Annotated in this window: 16 protein-coding genes and 3 pseudogenes; 14 read left to right on the top strand and 5 right to left on the bottom strand. The window is 67.4% G+C overall.

What is annotated here, in order from left to right; translation table 11 throughout:
* Nucleotides 1-115: 115 nt before the first annotated feature.
* The 4 genes from ACVK00_RS21805 (at nt 116) to ACVK00_RS21790 (ending at nt 5802) form a co-directional block, all read left to right on the top strand.
* Complete coding sequence (locus ACVK00_RS21805; RefSeq protein ID WP_284890519.1) at nt 116-2200, top strand: 3-hydroxyacyl-CoA dehydrogenase NAD-binding domain-containing protein; 2085 nt, start codon at nt 116-118, stop codon at nt 2198-2200.
* A 45-nt stretch (nt 2201-2245) separates the two neighbouring features.
* A complete protein-coding gene (gene pncA / locus ACVK00_RS21800; protein ID WP_006753411.1) occupies nt 2246-2878 on the top strand; it encodes a bifunctional nicotinamidase/pyrazinamidase in 633 nt (210 codons plus the stop codon).
* A 45-nt stretch (nt 2879-2923) separates the two neighbouring features.
* Nucleotides 2924-4102, top strand: a complete 1179-nt coding sequence (locus tag ACVK00_RS21795; protein ID WP_284890520.1) for an acetyl-CoA C-acyltransferase — start codon at nt 2924-2926, stop codon at nt 4100-4102.
* Nucleotides 4103-4401: 299 nt separating this feature from the next.
* Nucleotides 4402-5802: a sensor domain-containing diguanylate cyclase gene (locus tag ACVK00_RS21790; RefSeq protein WP_354122984.1), complete on the top strand. Its 1401-nt coding sequence runs from the start codon at nt 4402-4404 to the stop codon at nt 5800-5802.
* Between the two features lie 145 nt (nt 5803-5947).
* Here the strand turns inward: ACVK00_RS21790 and ACVK00_RS21785 are convergent, their stop codons facing one another.
* Nucleotides 5948-8089 (bottom strand): glucosidase family protein, encoded by a 2142-nt coding sequence (locus ACVK00_RS21785; protein WP_284890521.1) that lies wholly within the window; start codon nt 8087-8089, stop codon nt 5948-5950.
* A gap of 705 nt (nt 8090-8794) precedes the next feature.
* Between ACVK00_RS21785 and ACVK00_RS21780 the strand changes: the two genes are divergently transcribed.
* Nucleotides 8795-9325 (top strand): isochorismatase family protein, encoded by a 531-nt coding sequence (locus tag ACVK00_RS21780; RefSeq protein ID WP_228904552.1) that lies wholly within the window; start codon nt 8795-8797, stop codon nt 9323-9325.
* Nucleotides 9322-9504 (top strand): hypothetical protein, encoded by a 183-nt coding sequence (locus ACVK00_RS21775; protein WP_435521224.1) that lies wholly within the window; start codon nt 9322-9324, stop codon nt 9502-9504. Before ACVK00_RS21780 ends, ACVK00_RS21775 begins: the two co-directional genes overlap by 4 nt.
* Here ACVK00_RS21775 and ACVK00_RS21770 read toward each other — a convergent pair.
* Nucleotides 9480-9608, bottom strand: a pseudogene (locus ACVK00_RS21770) (LysR family transcriptional regulator); the annotation flags it as partial. The gene ACVK00_RS21775 and the pseudogene ACVK00_RS21770 sit on opposite strands and share 25 nt — an antisense overlap.
* Nucleotides 9609-9657: 49 nt before the next feature.
* Nucleotides 9658-9936: pseudogene (locus tag ACVK00_RS21765) on the bottom strand (hypothetical protein); the annotation flags it as partial.
* Here ACVK00_RS21765 and ACVK00_RS21760 point away from each other — a divergent pair.
* From ACVK00_RS21760 to ACVK00_RS21740, 5 genes and pseudogenes are all read left to right on the top strand, one after another.
* Nucleotides 9917-10231 carry a Dabb family protein gene (locus ACVK00_RS21760; protein WP_228904551.1) on the top strand — a complete coding sequence of 105 codons (315 nt, stop codon included), beginning with the start codon at nt 9917-9919 and terminating at the stop codon, nt 10229-10231. The pseudogene ACVK00_RS21765 and the gene ACVK00_RS21760 overlap by 20 nt on opposite strands.
* Nucleotides 10228-10707 (top strand): PaaI family thioesterase, encoded by a 480-nt coding sequence (locus ACVK00_RS21755; RefSeq protein WP_006753420.1) that lies wholly within the window; start codon nt 10228-10230, stop codon nt 10705-10707. The genes ACVK00_RS21760 and ACVK00_RS21755 overlap by 4 nt, the downstream gene beginning before the upstream one ends.
* Nucleotides 10708-10777: 70 nt before the next feature.
* A pseudogene (locus ACVK00_RS21750) lies at nt 10778-11101 on the top strand (NADP-dependent oxidoreductase); the annotation flags it as partial.
* 61 nt (nt 11102-11162) lie between these two features.
* Complete coding sequence (locus ACVK00_RS21745) at nt 11163-12122, top strand: alpha/beta hydrolase (RefSeq protein WP_284890605.1); 960 nt, start codon at nt 11163-11165, stop codon at nt 12120-12122.
* 34 nt (nt 12123-12156) lie between these two features.
* Nucleotides 12157-12597 (top strand): GNAT family N-acetyltransferase, encoded by a 441-nt coding sequence (locus ACVK00_RS21740; RefSeq protein ID WP_228904548.1) that lies wholly within the window; start codon nt 12157-12159, stop codon nt 12595-12597.
* A gap of 45 nt (nt 12598-12642) precedes the next feature.
* Here the strand turns inward: ACVK00_RS21740 and ACVK00_RS21735 are convergent, their stop codons facing one another.
* Both ACVK00_RS21735 and ygfZ read right to left on the bottom strand, forming a co-directional pair.
* Nucleotides 12643-13488 carry an NRDE family protein gene (locus tag ACVK00_RS21735; RefSeq protein WP_228904547.1) on the bottom strand — a complete coding sequence of 282 codons (846 nt, stop codon included), beginning with the start codon at nt 13486-13488 and terminating at the stop codon, nt 12643-12645.
* A 76-nt stretch (nt 13489-13564) separates the two neighbouring features.
* The gene (gene ygfZ / locus ACVK00_RS21730) at nt 13565-14599 is read right to left on the bottom strand and encodes a CAF17-like 4Fe-4S cluster assembly/insertion protein YgfZ (RefSeq protein WP_228904546.1); all 1035 of its coding nucleotides are present in this window, start codon (nt 14597-14599) and stop codon (nt 13565-13567) included.
* A 77-nt stretch (nt 14600-14676) separates the two neighbouring features.
* Between ygfZ and mltG the strand changes: the two genes are divergently transcribed.
* From mltG to ACVK00_RS21715, 3 genes are read left to right on the top strand one after another with little or no spacing between them, the layout of a single operon-like run.
* The gene (mltG, locus tag ACVK00_RS21725; protein WP_228904545.1) at nt 14677-15696 is read left to right on the top strand and encodes an endolytic transglycosylase MltG; all 1020 of its coding nucleotides are present in this window, start codon (nt 14677-14679) and stop codon (nt 15694-15696) included.
* Nucleotides 15696-16316, top strand: coding sequence for a dTMP kinase (gene tmk, locus ACVK00_RS21720; protein WP_006755651.1), 621 nt, complete (start codon nt 15696-15698; stop codon nt 16314-16316). Before mltG ends, tmk begins: the two co-directional genes overlap by 1 nt.
* An 18-nt stretch (nt 16317-16334) precedes the next feature.
* On the top strand, nt 16335-17363 hold the full coding sequence (locus ACVK00_RS21715; protein ID WP_284890609.1) for a DNA polymerase III subunit delta': 1029 nt from the start codon (nt 16335-16337) through the stop codon (nt 17361-17363).
* The last annotated feature ends 3 nt before the right edge of the window (nt 17364-17366 follow it).

The raw sequence follows: 17366 nt of genomic DNA, 5'->3' as shown, positions 1-17366 counted from the left end.
TGAACGACCGTGCTTTTTCGTTGTATGCTGCCTCCGTTCGATCCGGACATGCGGCCGTTCGACCGCGCACAATGAAGCGCAGCCACCCCGGCGCGCGATGCATGGAGGCAGGCAGATGGCAGTGGATTACTCGACTCGCGACGGCGTGGCCGTCATTACGCTCAACAATCCGCCCGTCAACGGGCTCGGCCTGTCGACACGCCAGGGCGTCATGGACGCGCTCGATCGCGCCGTGCAGGATCCGTCGGTCACGGCGATCGTGCTGACGGGCGCGGGCCGCGCGTTCTCGGGCGGCGCCGACATCACCGAATTCAATACCCCGAAGGCCCTGCAGGAGCCGACGCTGCACACCGTGATTCGCGCGGTGGAGGCGAGCGCGAAGCCGGTCGTCGCGGCGCTGCACAGCGTCGTGATGGGCGGCGGCCTGGAGCTCGCGCTCGGCGCGCACTATCGCGTCGCGGCGCCCGGTGCGCAGGTCGCGCTGCCCGAAGTGAAGCTCGGCCTGCTGCCGGGCGCGGGCGGCACGCAGCGGCTGCCGCGTGCGGTGGGCCTCGAAACCGCGCTGAACATGATCGTGTCGGGCGCCCCGGTGCCGTCGGAGCAACTCGCGAACAGCGGGCTGTTCGACGCGATGGCCGATGGCGACCTGCTCGACGCGGCCGTCGCGTTCGCGCGCAAGGTCGGTGCGCAGAAGGGGCCGCACCCGCGCGTGCGCGATCGCAAGATCGTTCACGAGAACGCTGCGGGTTTCATCCAGTTCGCGCGCAATTCGGCGCGGGCCGCCGCGCCGAATTTCCCCGCGCCGCACAAGTGCATCGACGCGATCGAAGCCGGCGTGCTGAACGGCTTCGACAAGGGCAGCGTTGCCGAGCGCGAGGGCTTCGTCGCGCTGATGATGACGCCGGAAAGCCGCGCGCTGCGGCATGCATTCTTCGGCGAGCGCGCGGCGAGCAAGATTCCCGACGTGCCGGCCGACACGCCGGTGCGCGAGATCCGCCGCGTCGGCGTGATCGGCGCGGGCACGATGGGCGGTGGCATCGCGATGAACTTCATCAACGCGGGCCTGCCCGTCACGCTGCTCGAGACGAAGCAGGACGCACTCGAGCGCGGGCTGGCCACGATCCGCAAGAACTACGACGCGCAGGTGAAGAAGGGCAAGCTCACGCAGCAGAAGCTGGACGCGCGCATGGCGCTGATCACGCCGACGCTGTCCTACGACGACCTGAAGGACGCGGATCTGATCGTCGAGGCCGTGTTCGAGGAGCTCGGCGTGAAGGAGCAGGTGTTCGGCCAGCTCGACGCGGTGGCGAAGCCGGGCGCGATCCTCGCGTCGAACACGTCGACGCTCGACGTCGACAAGATCGCCGCGTTCACGAAGCGTCCGCAGGACGTGGTCGGCATGCACTTCTTCAGCCCCGCGAACGTGATGAAGCTGCTCGAGGTCGTGCGTGGCGCGCAGACCGCGAAGGACGTGCTCGCGACCGTGATGGCGATCGCCAAGAAGATCCGCAAGACGGCGGTCGTGTCGGGCGTGTGCGACGGCTTCATCGGCAACCGGATGATCGAGCAGTACATCCGCCAGGCGCTCTTCATGCTCGAGGAGGGCGCGCTGCCCGCGCAGGTCGATCGTGCGATCGAGAAGTTCGGTTTCGCGATGGGCCCGTTCCGGATGAGCGACCTCGCCGGCAACGACATCGGCTGGGCGATCCGCAAACGCCGCTATGTCGAGAAGCCCGATCTGCAGTACTCGAAGATCGCCGACCGCCTGTGCGAGCAGGGCCGCTTCGGCCAGAAGACGGGCGGCGGCTGGTACGACTACGTGCCGGGCGACCGCAAGGCGAAGCCGTCGGCACTCGTCGACGAGATGGTCGTCGCGTATTCGAAGGAGCGCGGCGTCGAGCGGCGCAAGATCGGCGACGACGAGATCGTCGAGCGGCTCGTGTTCGCGCTCGTCAACGAAGGCGCGAAGATTCTCGAGGAGAAGATCGCGTCGAAGGCGTCCGACATCGACATGGTCTATCTGACCGGCTACGGCTTCCCGCTCTGGCGTGGCGGCCCGATGCTGTACGCGGACATGGTCGGCCTCTACAACGTCGAGCGGGCGATCCGCCGCTACGCGGCCGCGCCGAACGGCGACGCGTGGCAGCTCGCACCGTCGATCGTCGAGCGGGCGGCGGCCGGACGCGGATTCAACGACTGACGGGCCCCGCGTGACGGCACGGCGAAGCCCGCAAGGAGAAACGCAATGAAACGCACTGACGACGTATTGCTCGTGATCGACGTGCAGTACGACTTCATGCCGGGCGGCGCACTCGCGGTGCCGGACGGCGACGCGGTCGTGCCGGTGATCAACGCGCTCGCGCGACGCTTCGACCAGGTCGTGCTGACGCAGGACTGGCACCCGCGCGAACACGTGTCGTTCGCGGCGAACCACCCGGGGCACGAGCCGTTCTCGACGCTCGCGCTGCCGTACGGCGAGCAGGTGCTGTGGCCCGTGCACTGCGTGCAGGACACCGAAGGCGCGGCGCTGCATCGCGATCTCGACATCCCGCATGCCAGGCTCGTGATCCGCAAGGGCGGTGACGCCCAGCTCGACAGCTATTCCGCGTTCGTCGAAGCCGACCGCACGACGCGCACGGGGCTCGCCGGCTATCTGCGCGAGCTCGGCGCGAAGCGCGTGTGGTGTTGCGGGCTCGCGACCGACTATTGCGTCGCGTGGTCCGCGCTCGATGCGCGCGCGGCTGGCTTCGAGGCCGCGGTGATCAACGATGCGTGCCGTGCGATCGACCTGAACGGGTCGCTCGCGCACGCATGGCAACAGATGCAGGCGGCGGGCGTCGCACATGTGACGTCCGCGGGCGCGCGCCCGACGGCGTAGCGCATTCCCATCCGATTCAGGACAGCAGGACCGAAGGAGACTCGCATGACCGAAGCCGTAATCGTATCGACCGCACGCACGCCGCTCGCGAAATCGTGGCGCGGCGCATTCAACATGACGCACGGCGCGACGCTCGGCGGCCACGTGGTCGCGGCCGCGCTCGAACGCGCGAAGCTCGACCCCGCGCGCATCGAGGACGTGATCATGGGTTGCGCGAACCCCGAAGGCGCGACCGGCGCCAACATCGCGCGACAGATCGCGCTGCGCGCCGGGCTGCCGGTGAGCGTGCCGGGGATGACGGTGAACCGTTTCTGCTCGTCGGGTTTGCAGACGATCGCGCTCGCCGCGCAGCGGATCATCGCGGGCGAGGGCGACGTGTACATCGCAGGCGGCGTCGAATCGATCTCGTGCGTGCAGAACGAGATGAACCGGCATATGGTCCAGGAAGGCTGGCTCGTCGAGCACAAGCCCGAGATCTACTGGAACATGCTGCAGACGGCGGAGAACGTCGCGAAGCGCTACGGGATTTCGAAGGAGCGCCAGGATGCGTACGGCGTGCAGTCGCAACTGCGGGCCGCGGCCGCGCAGGAAGCCGGGCGCTTCAACGACGAGATCGTGCCGATCACCGTACGCGCGGGCATTGCCGACAAGGCCACGGGCCGGCTGTTCACGCAGGACGTGACGGTGTCGGCCGACGAAGGCATCCGGCCCGACACGACGTTCGAAGGCGTGTCGAAGATCCGTTCGGCCGTGCCCGGCGGCGTGATCACCGCGGGCAACGCGAGCCAGTTCTCGGACGGCGCGTCGGCGTGCGTGGTGATGAACGCGGATGTCGCGCAGCGCGAAGGGCTGCGTCCGCTCGGCGTGTTCCGCGGTTTCGCGGTGGCCGGTTGCGAGCCGGACGAGATGGGCATCGGCCCGGTGTTCGCCGTGCCGAAGCTGCTGAAGCAGGCGGGGCTGAAGGTCGACGACATCGGCCTGTGGGAACTGAACGAAGCGTTCGCGGTGCAAGTGTTGTACTGTCGCGACACGCTCGGGATTCCCGAGGACCGCCTGAACGTGAACGGTGGCGCGATTGCGGTCGGCCATCCGTACGGTGTGTCGGGTGCGCGCCTGACGGGCCATGCGCTGATCGAAGGCAAGCGGCGCGGCGTGAAATATGTGGTCGTCACGATGTGCATCGGCGGCGGGCAGGGGGCGGCCGGCCTGTTCGAAATCGTTTGATTTTGACCGACCGGCGCTCGCGGCTTCGTGGGTGGAAGCCGCGAGCGCCGGTATTCGCATGCTATTCGCAAGGAATGGGCAGCAAAAGGTGTAGATTTCATGCTGCCGTTTCCCCTTACTTGTCAAACGAATTGCCGCATCTATACTTGCTCTGACATTTGCCTTTCGGCGGGATGGGCCAGCGCGTGCGTTGCACCGACGCTCGCGACGCGTTTCCGGTAGCCGGCGAAGACGATGCAGCACGCGTTTCCGGCACCGTGGACGTTCGAACCACGCAGCAGACCGAAACGGGGTTCAAATTGAGCACGACCTATGCATCCGGGGAACCGCCGCGCGTCGTCAGCGCGGCTGCAAGGCTCTACGCGAAATGCCTGCTGGTCGGATTCGCGCTCTTGCCGGCCTATCTGATTGCCTATTTGTGGTTCTTCGGCGACCCGCGCGTCGTGTTCGAGAGCCACGCATTCCATGAAATCGCGATCGCGGCTGCCACGCTCGAAGGCGCATTCGTCACCTACGTGACGTGGGTGTGCTACCGGTCGTCCGGCGAGCCGCTGCTGCGCTGGCTGACACTCGGCTTTCTCGGTTTCGCGATGATCTACTCGCTGCACGGCGTCTTCACCGGGATGGCGCACCACAATATCTGGCTGTTCCTGCTGTACGGGCCCGCGTCGCGGCTCGTGATGTCGATCCTGCTGCTGACGGGCATGCTGTCGTATTCGAATCCGCCCGATCGGCCGGAAAAGCGCACGCGCGCGCTAACCTGGCTGCCATGGATCGCGTTCTTCGTGATCATCAATGTGGTGGTCGCCTACATCGCGTATTCGCCGGTCGCCGGCGCGCTGGGCACGCGGCTGTCGATGGAAGGCGGCGCGCTGGTGTTTTCGCTGCTGAACGTCGGCGTGCTGCTCGCAAGGCGCATCCGTTCGCCGCTGATGGTGATCTACGGCATGTCGATCATGGCGTTCGCGCTATCGTCGCTCGCGTTCATCCTGGGCAAGCCATGGAATCACATGTGGTGGCTCGCGCATGCGATCTTCGCGGGCGGGTTCTTCCTGCTCAGCTATGGCGTCGTGCAGGCGCTGCAGACGACGCGCTCGTTCTCGGCGATCTACCGCCAGGAAGACCTGATGAGCCGGCTGTCGGAATCGATGGCGCGCACCGATAGCGCGCTGCAGGAGTTGCGGCGCACGAACCAGAAGCTCGAGTACATGGCCGCGACCGATCCGATGACGGGGGCGTCGAACCGCCGCCAGTTCATCGGGCAGGTCGAGCGCGAGATCGTGCGTGCGGAGCGCGACGGCACGCCGTTTTGCCTGCTGGCGCTCGATCTCGACAACTTCAAGAACATCAACGACGCGTACGGGCACCAGATCGGCGACGAGGTGCTGCGCGGCGTCGTGCGCCAGTGTCTCGAGGCGATTCGTCCGGCAGGTGCGCTCGCGCGGGTCGGCGGCGAGGAGTTCATGGCGCTGTTGCCCGAGATGCCGCTCGAAGGCGCCCGCATGACGGCCGAGCGCGTGCGTTCGTCGATCGCGAGTTCGCCGTTCGGGCTGGATTTCAAGCGCGTGCAGGTGACGGTCAGCGTCGGCGTCGCGCAGTACGGTGTCGACGGGAGTACGGTCGATGCGTTGCTGCGCGCGGTCGACGAACGGCTGTACCAGGCGAAGCACGACGGGCGCAATCGCGTGGTCGCGCACTGACGAGCGACCGCTGCGCATCCGGCGGCGCCGCGCGCGTTGATGCGGGGCAATGGCGCGATGCCACGTACCGCCGTTTTGCGCGCAACCTGAACGAAGCCCCGCCCGCGGATACGCGCGCGGGGCTTTCGTTTCACCGACGGCCCGACTATCGCGACGCAATCGCCGCCGCGTTCACAGGCTGCGCGTCCTGAATCCGCTGCGCTGCCTGCCACCAGTACTTGCCCGTGCGCAGTTGCGGATCGCGGATCGCGAGATACGTCGTGCTCCACAGCTGCGCCGCGTTGGCCTCGGTCGCATCTGCGCTGCGCGTGCCGAATGCGTCGGTCCGGTACTGGCCGTTGACGTACGACCAGGTCCACATCTCAGACGTGCGCATGTCACGTCCGTTCGAGATCACCTGCCAGATCGTCTGCCGTGCCTGCGTCAGCAGCGTGCGCGTCGTGGCCGACAGGTCCTGGCGTGCGAGCTGGCGATCGAGCCCGGCGACCCACATCGCCTGCTGCCACGACCAGATCACCGTGCCGTGATACGCGGAACTCGTGAACTTCGGCCACAGCGCTTGGCTCGCATACGCGGGGTTCGCGATCAGCATCCCGACATCGGTGACGAGCCCGGTCGGGAAGGGCCGCGTGACGTCGGCGACGATCCGCTGGAGTTCGTCGTCCGGCGGCGTGCCGAACAGCAGCGCGAAGCCGCCGTCGGAATTCATGACCGGGATCGGGGTGCCTTGCTGGTCCAGCGACAGCGCGTAGAACGACAGCGGTGCGCTCGGCGCGGTGCCGGCCGGCACGCCGGCGGACGGCGCATAGGTCGACACGTCGGTCGCCGCCTGCGCGGCCGGCACGCTCACCTGGAACAGCGGCGGCGCCTGTTGCTCCCAGGTGGCCGCTTCGGTCGCCGTGTTCGCGAGCGCCGCGCGTTGCCCGGCGTCCAGGTACGGATCGAGCAGGCCGCGCGCGAGGAACGCGTTCGCCGCGCGCAGCGCGGCCGGCACGAGCACCGCATTCACGTCGTACGGGTAGACGCCGCCGCCGAGCCCGTCGGTGCTGTCGCGCCAGTTGCCGACGATCTCGCCGGGCCGCAGGCGGATCAGGTTCGCGACCGACGGCTGCTGCGCGAATGGCTGCGCGGTCGCCGCGACGTGCAGCAGGTTGACGACGAGCCGGCTGCCGTTGGTCTGGCCGTCGCTGCCGCGTTGCGCGAGATAGGCGGCCGCGCGCGCCTGGCCGCGTGTGTCGTCGATCAGCCAGGCCGCCGCGATCGGCGCGAGCAGGTAGTCGCTGTCGATCATCTTGTAGTCGTAGGCCGGCGTCGCATCGTTCGGCCGGCCTTTCTTCGCGTTGTCGACCAGCGCGAATTCGCCGATGCCTTCCTCGTGCGCGACCTTGCCGTCGTTCGACAGGCGGCTCAGCACCGACGTCAGGCCGGCCTCGATCGCCGCCGGCTCCAGCACCGGCATCAGCATGCGCACCGAGATCAGCGTGTCGCGGCCGAAGTAGGTGTCGTACTGCCACGAGCCGGCCAGCAGCTTGTCGTGGAAGCTCAGGAATTCGAGCACGTTCTGGCTGACCGGGTCGGGGTTCACGGACGGCGCGAGCAGGTCCGCGCGCGTGATCGGCGACAACGGCGTCTCGCCCGACAGCGCGTCGACGTGCAGTTTCAGCGTGCCTGTGCCGGGCGCCGCGCGCAGCACGAGCTTGCCGCCTGCGGCCGGCGCGATGCTGCCGCCATCGCGCAGCGTGATGCGCAGCGCGTAGCCGGGGGCGCCGTCGATCCTGTCGCGCTGCCATTGCGCGGCGCTGCCCTGGATCGTCGGGGCGGTGACGATCTCCGGCGGGATCGTCGCGCCGCCGTTGAAGTCGCGCAGGAAGCGCACGTTGCTGAGCAGGCCCTGGCGGATCGTCAGCGTATCGGTGTCGACCGACACGTCGGCACCGATGCCGTGCAGCGGACGACCGTGCGAGTCGGGCGCCGACAGCGCGGCGGGCGGCGTGTCGAGGCTCCAGTTCACCGGCTGCGCCGTATCGTCGAACCACAGCCCGGTGCCGCTGTTGCCGGCCGGAAACACCACGAGCAGGCGCGGTTTCGTCGACGAGCGCACCAGCAGATGCGCGGCGACCTGGTCCTGCCGGTAGAACGCATTGATCTGTCCGCCGGCGTCCATGCGGAACGACAGTGCGGCCTGGTTCGACGGCGGATTGGCCGGTTTGACGTCGTCGTCGTTGCAGGCCGCGAGCAGGCCGGCGCAGACGAATCCCATACAAAGCGACTTCGCGAAACGATGCATGTGATGTCCCTCCTGGTGAATGGTGATTTTTTATGAGAATGATCGAATCAGCGGGCGATCGGCCTGCTTCGTCCGGCGCGACGACATTCGGATGAATGCGCGATTTAATCCGGACGCGATGCGGGCGAATTGGATGGAATAACCGGCAGGCGGTTAAATGCCCGAATTGAAAAACAAAAGGAGACTTCGCCCCGGTGAAGCATGCATGACTTCTTCCGCAGGCGCCCCAGCGTGGCGCCGGAAGCGACACGTGTGCAGCGAGGAAGTGAAACGTAAGCTGTCGTAGGGGATTCTAAAGTTCGGATAAAGATGGAGTCAATAATGTTTTTGAAAACTCTTGGATGATTGCTTGAAAAGCGGATGCAATTATTTCCAGGTGGGTCGGTAAAATGTTCGAATCAGGATGAATTGAAAATAATCGAGTTTGAGATTGGGTGAGAATCGATCGGCAATGGATGTCGGTATAGGCCATTTGCCGGTGCTTTAGCAATCGGTGTTCCCGGCATGGAGCCGAGTGCCGTCGCGCGATGCCGCTTCCGAGTTCCGTCCCGTACCGCCGCGTTCGCGATCGCCCGTCGGCGCCGACAAATTTGGTAGGCTTGGAGGCGTCCTCCGCTTTCGATTTCGGTCCTTCGCGTAGCCGGGTGTTGCATCGATGATTGGCGCCGGACGAGGTTGCCTTTACATCATTTTGGAGAATGCGCGGTGCTGCACGTACCCGACGATTCAGTGCTCGTATTGGTCGATTTTCAGACACGACTGATGCCGGCGATCCACGCCGGGGCGTCTGTCGTGGCGCAGGCCGTTCGACTCGGCCGTATTGCCCGGATATTCGAGGTGCCGGTCATCGGGACCGAGCAAAGCCCGCTCCGACTCGGCGAGAGCGTGTCGGAGATCAAAGGGTTGTGCTCGGACACCGTGACCAAGGACCATTTCGACGCGTGTGCGGATGGTCTGGCCGATGCGCTTCCGGCCGAACGCAACAGCGTCATCGTGGCCGGTTGCGAGGCACACGTCTGCGTGTTGCAAACGGCCTTCGGCCTGTTGCGGAGCGGCCGTAAAGTCACGGTGGTCAGCGACGCCGTGGGTTCCCGCAAAACGGTCGATCGAGAAGCGGCGATCGGCAGGCTCGGGGCGAACGGCGTAGAGATCGCGACCGTCGAGATGATCGGGTTCGAATGGCTCGGGTCCAGTCGGCATCCGCGCTTTCGCGACGTGCTGCAATTGATCAAGTGAAGCGCGACGAGCTGATCATCTATAGCCGGGACGACGCGGCGCAGCCTGTGGGGCTGTTCCAACTGACGATGCCGGTGCGCACTTTCGAGCCGGCAGCGCGCTTACAGATCCCTGAAGGCGGGCAGGAGATCTTGCTCGACGAGCCGGATCTCTATTGCGTGACGACCTTCGGCAAATAGATCATCCACCCGACGCCCGGCTTGTCGTCGAATACTTGCTTAGTGACGTAGCTTCTCGGGAAGACAGAAACGTAAGCGGGATTGAATGCAGCGACCGTCGCCTGATCCGTATCGGTATCGCCAGCGCTTCGAGCCTGATGGACGCACCTCGAGATACAGCGCATTGCCGTCGGTAAGTTTGGTAGGCTTGTTGCCTGCTTTCGCTTGTCGGATCTTGACGTCGGTAAGTGGCACGGTGAAAAAGCGCGTATCGTCGTTGGAAGTTTGAAATTGAACCCGCTTTGATACCCGTCTTTTCGTCGGCTGGGCGCGATTTCCGACGAGCGTGAGCGAACGATGAAAGGGCAGTTGATGCCCCACTGGTAAGGGTTCTACGCGAATCGCGGAACCACCACGAACTGGAGCGAACGAAGTGATCAGACATATCGTCATGTGGAAGTTGAAGGAATCGGCGGAAGGCGGCACGCGTGCGCAGAACGCGCTGAAGCTGAAGGAAAAGCTCGAAGGCTGCCGCGATCTCGTGCCGGGCATCCTGCAGCTCGACGTCGGCGTGGCGACGCCCGGCCTCGACGCGACGTCGGACGTCGTGCTCGTGTCCGATTTCACGGACCAGGCCGCGCTCGATGCGTACCAGGTGCACCCGATTCACCAGGAAGTGAAGAAATTCGTCGTTGCGGTGGCCGAATCGCGCCAGTGCGTCGACTATTTCTCCGAAAGCGCACGATGAGCGACGCGGCATCCCCGACGGACGGCCCGTCGATCGAAAGCCCGTTCGTCGATCTGCTCGGCGTGCGGCTCGTGTCCGCGAAGGACGGCGCGAGCGAGATCGTGCTGCCGCTCGACGAGCGGCACATGAACACGTGGAGCATCGCGCACGGCGGTGTGACGATGACGCTGTCGGACATCGCGCTCGCGATGGCCGCGCGCAGCTTGACCGACGACGGCGTTGGCGTCGTCACGGTCGAGATGAAGGTGAACTTCATGCAACCGGGGCGCGGTGAGCTGCGCGCGTACGGACGCGTGATGCATCGTTCGACGACGATGGCGTACTGCGAAGGCGAAGTGCGCGACAGCGACGGCAACTTCGTCGCGAAGGCGCTCGGCACGTTCAAGTACATGCGGCGGCTCGCAGTGGGCCGCGACATCAAGCGACAACGCACGCGCACGGCGCCGGATGCCCAGCCCGGCCCGAGCGACGCGTAAGCGCCGGAACGAGCGGCCCTGCCTGATCGAAGGCAGGGCCGTTTTGTTTTGCGGCACGGATCCGCGACGGGATGGCGATATGGCGCGAATGAAGCCAAGGAGACCGTTCGGTCGGATCGCGGTATGCGGGATGATCGCCGGCTACGACGGCGTGCCCGCGCCGCTCGCGAATCCGGGCCTGATCCTGCGCTCGCGACTGACGATGCAGGGTTTCATCGTATTCGAGCATCCGGACGCGTGGCCGCCCGCGCTGGCCGAGCTGAGCGAACTCGTCGCGACGAAGCGGCTGCATTACCGCGAGACGATCGCACACGGGCTCGAGCGGGCGCCGCCCGCGCTCCTCGGGCTCCTGAAGGGCCGCAATTTCGGCAAGCAGCTGGTGCAGCTCGTCTGACCCGCGCGTGGCATCATGTGACGCTTGTCCGCTCACGGCGCCGCACGCGCCGTCCTCACCGATGCCGCTGAATCCGAAGATCGCCCAGGTGCTCGATATGGTCGAGCGCGCGAAACGTCCGTCCTATCACCACCAGACGCCGCAGCAGGCGCGCGCCGCGTACGAGAAGAGCGCACCGATTCTCGACGTCGCACCCGCGCCGATGCATTCGATCGAGGCCTGCGTCGTGCCGACGCGCGACGGCCGCTCGATCGGCGCGCGGCTGTACCTGCCGGTCGAGCCGAGCCTCGCCGAACCGCTGCCGGCGCTGGTCTATTACCACGGTGGCGGCTTCACGGTCGGCAGCGTCGATACGCACGACGCGCTGTGCCGGATGTTCGCGCGCGACGCGCAGTGCGCGGTGCTGTCGGTCGACTATCGGCTCGCGCCCGAACACCGGTTCCCGACCGCGGTGAACGACGCCGACGACGCATTGCGCTGGCTGCATCGCGAGGCCGCCGCCTTCGGCATCGACGCGACGCGGCTCGCGCTCGGCGGCGACAGCGCGGGCGGCACGCTCGCGACCGTCTGCGCGGTGCTCGCGCGCGACGCGGGCATCGACCTTGCGCTGCAGATGCTGATCTATCCGGGCGTGACGGGCCACCAGGACACCGAATCGCACGCGCGGCTCGCGAACGGCTACCTGCTGACGCAGGACACGATCCAGTGGTTCTTCACGCAATACGTGCGCGATCGGTCCGATCGCGACGACTGGCGTTTCGCGCCGCTCGACGGCAAGCGCGATGCGCCGTCGTTCGCCGGTGTCGCACCGGCATGGATCGCGACGGCCGAATACGATCCGCTGAGCGACGAGGGCGCCGCGTACGCGGACAAGCTGCGCGCAGCCGGCAATTCGGTCACGCTGGTCTGCTATCCGGGGATGATCCACGAGTTCTTCAAGATGGGCGGCTACGTGCCGGAGGTGCGGGCCGCGCATGCCGACGCGGTGGCGGCGCTCAAGGCGGCATTCGACGACGTTTGACGGCGGCGGCGCTCGACGCCGCGCGGAGGAAGCGATGACCGACGACTGGGTGGAAACGGGCGACTGGACGGTGCTGGGCGGCGATGCCGCCCGCATTCGCGATGCGGTGTTCGTGCGCGAGCAGCGGATTCCCCCGGAATGGGAGCTCGACGACGAGGATCCGTTGTCGCTGCACGCGGTTGCCTACCGTGTCGATGCGGCGACCGGCACACGCCGCGCGGTCGGGACCGGACGGCTGCTGCGCTCCGGCACGATCGGCCGCGTCGCGGTGCTGGCCGACGCGCGCGGGCAGGGCGCCGGATCGGCCGTGCTGCACGCGCTGCTGGAGGCGGCGCGGCATCGCGGCGAACCGGTCGTGCGGCTCTACGCGCAGGATGCCGCGGTGGCGTTCTACGTACGGCACGGTTTCACGACGATCGGCGACCGGTTCGTCGAAGTGGGCGTGCCGCACGTCGAGATGGCGCGCGCGCCCTAGAGCCCGTTATTCGTATGAACAGGCCCGGGCGCCGCACGCGCAGGCTCAGCGCGGCTGCGTCGCGTCGATGTCGAACGTGAACGTGCGCTCGAACGTGCCCGGGCGAACGGTGCGGTGCGAGCCGTCGTCGTCGCAGCGTTCCTTGATGTCGACCGTCAGCCGCACGCCTTCCTTCATCGTCACGCGCAGCGCAGTCGTGCCGCGCGTACCGTATTCGGGTGTCTCGATGAACGCGGCCGACAGCGCACGCTCGCGCTCGATCGGAATGCCGGTGTGCGGCAGCGCGTCGTCGTCCGCGACGTGCGGATCGCGCATCAGCTCGATCAGTTCGTCGAGCGACGGGGTCGGATTGTCAGTGAGCAGCGTGCCGAGTTCCGCGCGCTTGCGCACGACTTTCGGCCAGGGTGTATCGAGCCGCGCGTTCGACAGCGCATGCACGCCGGCGCCGATCGCGACCGGCGGGGCGACAGCGGTTTCGCCTTCGGCCGCGCGGTTGCAGAACCACGCGAGTTCGCGTCGCTTCCAGTCGCCGACCAGCAGGTTGAAGCCGTTGTACACGGCCGCGTGCTCGGCCAGCGCGCCGAGATAATCGAGCGGCGCGACGGACGGGCCGCCGAGGAAATCGGACACGAGCTTGCCGCGGGTTGGTGCGCCCGCGCGAATGTCGAACGGCGCGCGGTAATTGGTCAGCGCCGCGAAGCGGCCGTCGCGGGATACGCCGAGCCACGTGCCGCCCGCTTCGAGATCGCGGCCGGCCAGCACACCCGGCACGTCCTCCCACCACGAAAGCGGCGCACTCGTACGGCGAAAGAACTCGTCGCGGTTGGCGGTGAGGGTAAAGACAGGACCGGCGGCGGCATCAGGCTGCCAGTCGAAGGCAATCAGACACATCGGGCGAATCTCTCGCAGGAAACATCGTGCGCCGGCCGCCACGTGCGAACCGGCGTGCGAACAGGTTATCAGTGCGTCACGCTTCCGTCGGCCATGCGTACGGCAGCGCGTCGAACGCGAGCGTCGGTCCGTCGGCCGCGCCGAGGTGCACGGTGCCGCTGTCGAGCGCGGCCAGCTTGATCTCGACGAGCGCGTCAACGCCGCCCGCGGGTGCGGCCGCCGCATTGACGATCATTCCGCACGGCTGGCCCGGGTCGTCGCTGTGGAACAGCTCGACGCCGGCATGCACGGTGTCGGTCTCGCCGGTGACATGCGCGAGCGCGGTGCGGCGCTTGATCGTGCCGCGGTACTGGCTGCGCGCGACGACTTCCTGGCCCGGGTAGCACCCCTTCCTGAAGTTAACGGCGCCGATCACGTCGAAGTTGACCATCTGCGGCACGAACTGTTCGACGGCCGGCTGCGTGATGCGCGGCTCGCCCGCGCGCACGTCGAGCCAGTCCCATACGGCCGGCGACACGACCGGCAGCGTGCCGCCGAGCGCGGCGAGGCGCGCGTCGACTTCCGCGCGCGGCCCGATCCACAGATAGCGCTTGCGGCCTGCCGCGTCCGGCACGCGGATCAGCGCCCCGGCCGGGCCGTCGACCTTCACGTGCACGCCGTCAGGCAGCGCGTCGAAGATGCCCGACAGCGCATCGCGCACGTCGCCCGCGAAGCCGACCACCGCGAGCGTGTCGCTCGCGTCCGACAGTTTCGCCTTCGAGCGCAGCACGAACATTGACAAGCGTTTCTGAACGGCGGCCTGGACGTCTTTCGAGACCAGCAGGCGCACGCCGTGACCGGCGCGCCATGCGAGGAACGACGCGAGCAGGCGGCCCTTCGCCGAGCAGTAGCCGGACAGGCGCGCACTCGCGGCATCGAGATGCTCGATGTCGTTGGTGAGCTGGCTGTGCAGGAACGTCGCGGCGTCGTCGCCGGCCACGTCGATCACGCCGAACTGCGGGAGCGGCATGCAGGCGCCCGGCGCATCGAAATCGGCGGCGGACGGGCGGCGGAAAACGGGGAGCGAGGCAGGTGCGGCCTGGGCAGCCGGTGAAGCGAACGGTGTGCTCATGGAATGAGGGAACAGTCAACTCTGACTTTGACGGAGGCGAGCAAGTATTATATGGGTCTTACCTGAGTCTCGTTTCCATGTCCCTACTGAAGAAATGCGCCGCGACGGTCGTGGCGCTGGCCGTCGTTGTGGCCGCTGCCGGCGCGGGCGGCGGGTATTACTGGGCGACCCGGCCGCTGCTGCTGGGCGCCGCGTCGCTCGACGTCACGATCAAGCCGCGCAGCAGCGTGAAGAGCGTCGCGCTGCAGCTCAAGCGCGGCGGTGTGCCGGTCGAGCCGCTCGGCTTCGTCGCGATGACGCGCCTGCTCGGGCTGTCGAGCCGGCTCAAGTCCGGCAACTACGAATTCAAGACCGGCATCACGCCGTACGACGTACTGCAGAAGATCGCGCGCGGCGACGTGAACGAGTACGTCGCGACCGTGATCGAGGGCTGGACCTTCAAGCGGATGCGTGCGGAAATCGACGGCAATCCCGATCTCGCGCACGCGAGCGCCGGCATGAGCGACGCCGAGCTGCTGCGCGCGATCGGCGCGTCGGACGCCGCGATCCAGCGCGGCAGCGGCGAGGGGCTGTTCTTCCCCGACACCTACCTGTTCGACAAGGGCACGAGCGACCTGAACATCTACCGGCGCGCGTACCACCTGATGCAGACGCGTCTCGACGAAGCATGGGCCGCGCGCGCGCCGGGGCTGCCGTACAAGACGCCTTACGAAGCGTTGACGATCGCGTCGATCGTCGAAAAGGAAACGGGCCACGCGGCGGACCGCACGTTCGTCGCGGCGGTGTTCGCGAACCGGCTGCGCATCGGGATGCCGCTGCAGACCGATCCGTCGGTGATCTACGGCCTCGGCGACGCCTACGACGGCCGCCTGCGCAAGCGCGACCTGCAGGCCGACACTCCTTACAATACCTATACGCGCCGCGGGCTGCCGCCGACGCCGATCGCCCTGCCGGGCGTCGCCTCGCTGCAGGCGGCGATCAATCCGGCCCAGACGGGCGCGCTCTATTTCGTTGCGAAGGGTGACGGCACGAGCGTGTTCTCGGATACGCTCGGCGATCACAACAAGGCCGTGGACAAGTACATACGAGGTCAATAATGGCGAGCGGTAAATTCATCACGTTCGAAGGCATCGACGGGGCGGGGAAGACCACCCACCTGCAATGGTTCTGCGAACGTCTCCAGGCGAAGCTGGCCGCGAGCGGCCGGCAGGTCGTCGTCACCCGCGAGCCGGGCGGCACGCAGCTCGGCGAGAAGCTGCGCGAGATCCTGCTGAACCAGCCGATGGATCTCGAGACCGAAGCACTGCTGATGTTCGCGGCCCGGCGTGAACACCTCGCGCTCGTGATCGAGCCCGCGCTCGCGCGCGGCGACTGGGTCGTGTCCGATCGCTTCACCGACGCAACGTTCGCGTACCAGGGCGGCGGCCGCGGGTTGCCGCGCGACAAGCTCGAGACGCTCGAGCGCTGGGTGCAGGGCGGCTTCCAGCCCGACCTGACGGTGCTGTTCGACGTCGCGCCGCAGGTGGCGAGCGAGCGCCGCGGCGCCGTGCGCATGCCCGACAAGTTCGAAAGCGAGTCGGACGCGTTTTTCTCGCGCACCCGCGGCGAATACCTGCGGCGCGCGGAAGAGGCGCCGCACCGCTTCGCGATCGTCGACGCGACGCAGTCGATTCCCGAGATCCGCCAGCAGCTCGAACGCGTGCTCGCCGCGCTGTAACCCGAAGGAACGCACCACATGATCTATCCGTGGCAGACCGACGACTGGAACCGCTTGCAGCAACTGCGCCCGCAATGGCCGCATGCGTTGCTGCTGCACGGCCAGGCCGGGATCGGCAAGCTGCAGTTCGCGCAGCATCTCGCGCAGGGCTTCCTGTGCGAAGCGCCGCAGCCGAACGGCGAGCCGTGCGGCACCTGCGCGGCCTGCACGTGGTTCGCGCAGGGCAACCATCCGGACTACCGGATCGTGCTGCCCGAGGTGCTCGCGGGCGAAGCGCCGGGCGCGGCCGACGACGCGAAGCCGGCCGACGCCGATGAAGGCGGCAAGAAGACGCGCGCGCCGAGCAAGGAGATCAAGATCGAGCAGGTGCGTGCGTTGCTCGATTTCTGCGGGGTCGGTTCACACCGTGGCGGCGCGCGCGTCGTTGTGCTGTATCCGGCCGAGGCGCTGAACGTCGCCGCGTCGAACGCGCTGCTGAAGACACTGGAGGAGCCGCCGTCGGGCGTCGTGTTCCTGCTGGTGTCGGCCCGCATCGACCGGCTGTTGCCGACCATCATCAGCCGCTGCCGGCAGTGGCCGATGACCGTGCCGGCGCCCGACGCGGCCGCGGCGTGGCTCGCGGCGCGGGGCGTCGACGATGCGCGTGCGCTGCTCGCCGAAGCGGGCGGCGCGCCGCTCGCCGCGCTGGCGCTCGCGAGCGACGAGAACCGCCCGCTGCGCGATTTCACGCTCGGCCAGCTCGCGGCCGGCGCCGCGTGCGATCCGTTCGCCTGCGGCGAGACGCTGCAGAAGCTGCCGGTGCCGCTGGTACTCGGCTGGCTGCAGCGCTGGCTGTACGATCTGCTCGCGCAGCGCATGGCGGGCGCGCCGCGCTACTTCCCGATGCAGGCGGCCGCGCTCGCGCGTTGCGCGGAGGCGGTCGACGCGAACGCGTTCGCGCGCTTCATGAAGTCCGTGACGCGCCAGCGGACGGTCGAGAACCATCCGCTCAACGCCCGGCTCGTATTCGAGGAACTGTTTCTCGGTTATCGGGAAATGTTCGCGTGAGCG

The sequence above is a fragment of the Burkholderia sp. PvR073 genome, from assembly GCF_054055695.1.
Note: the sequence above shows the minus strand (reverse complement) of the source record. Positions and strands in the feature narration are given on the sequence as shown.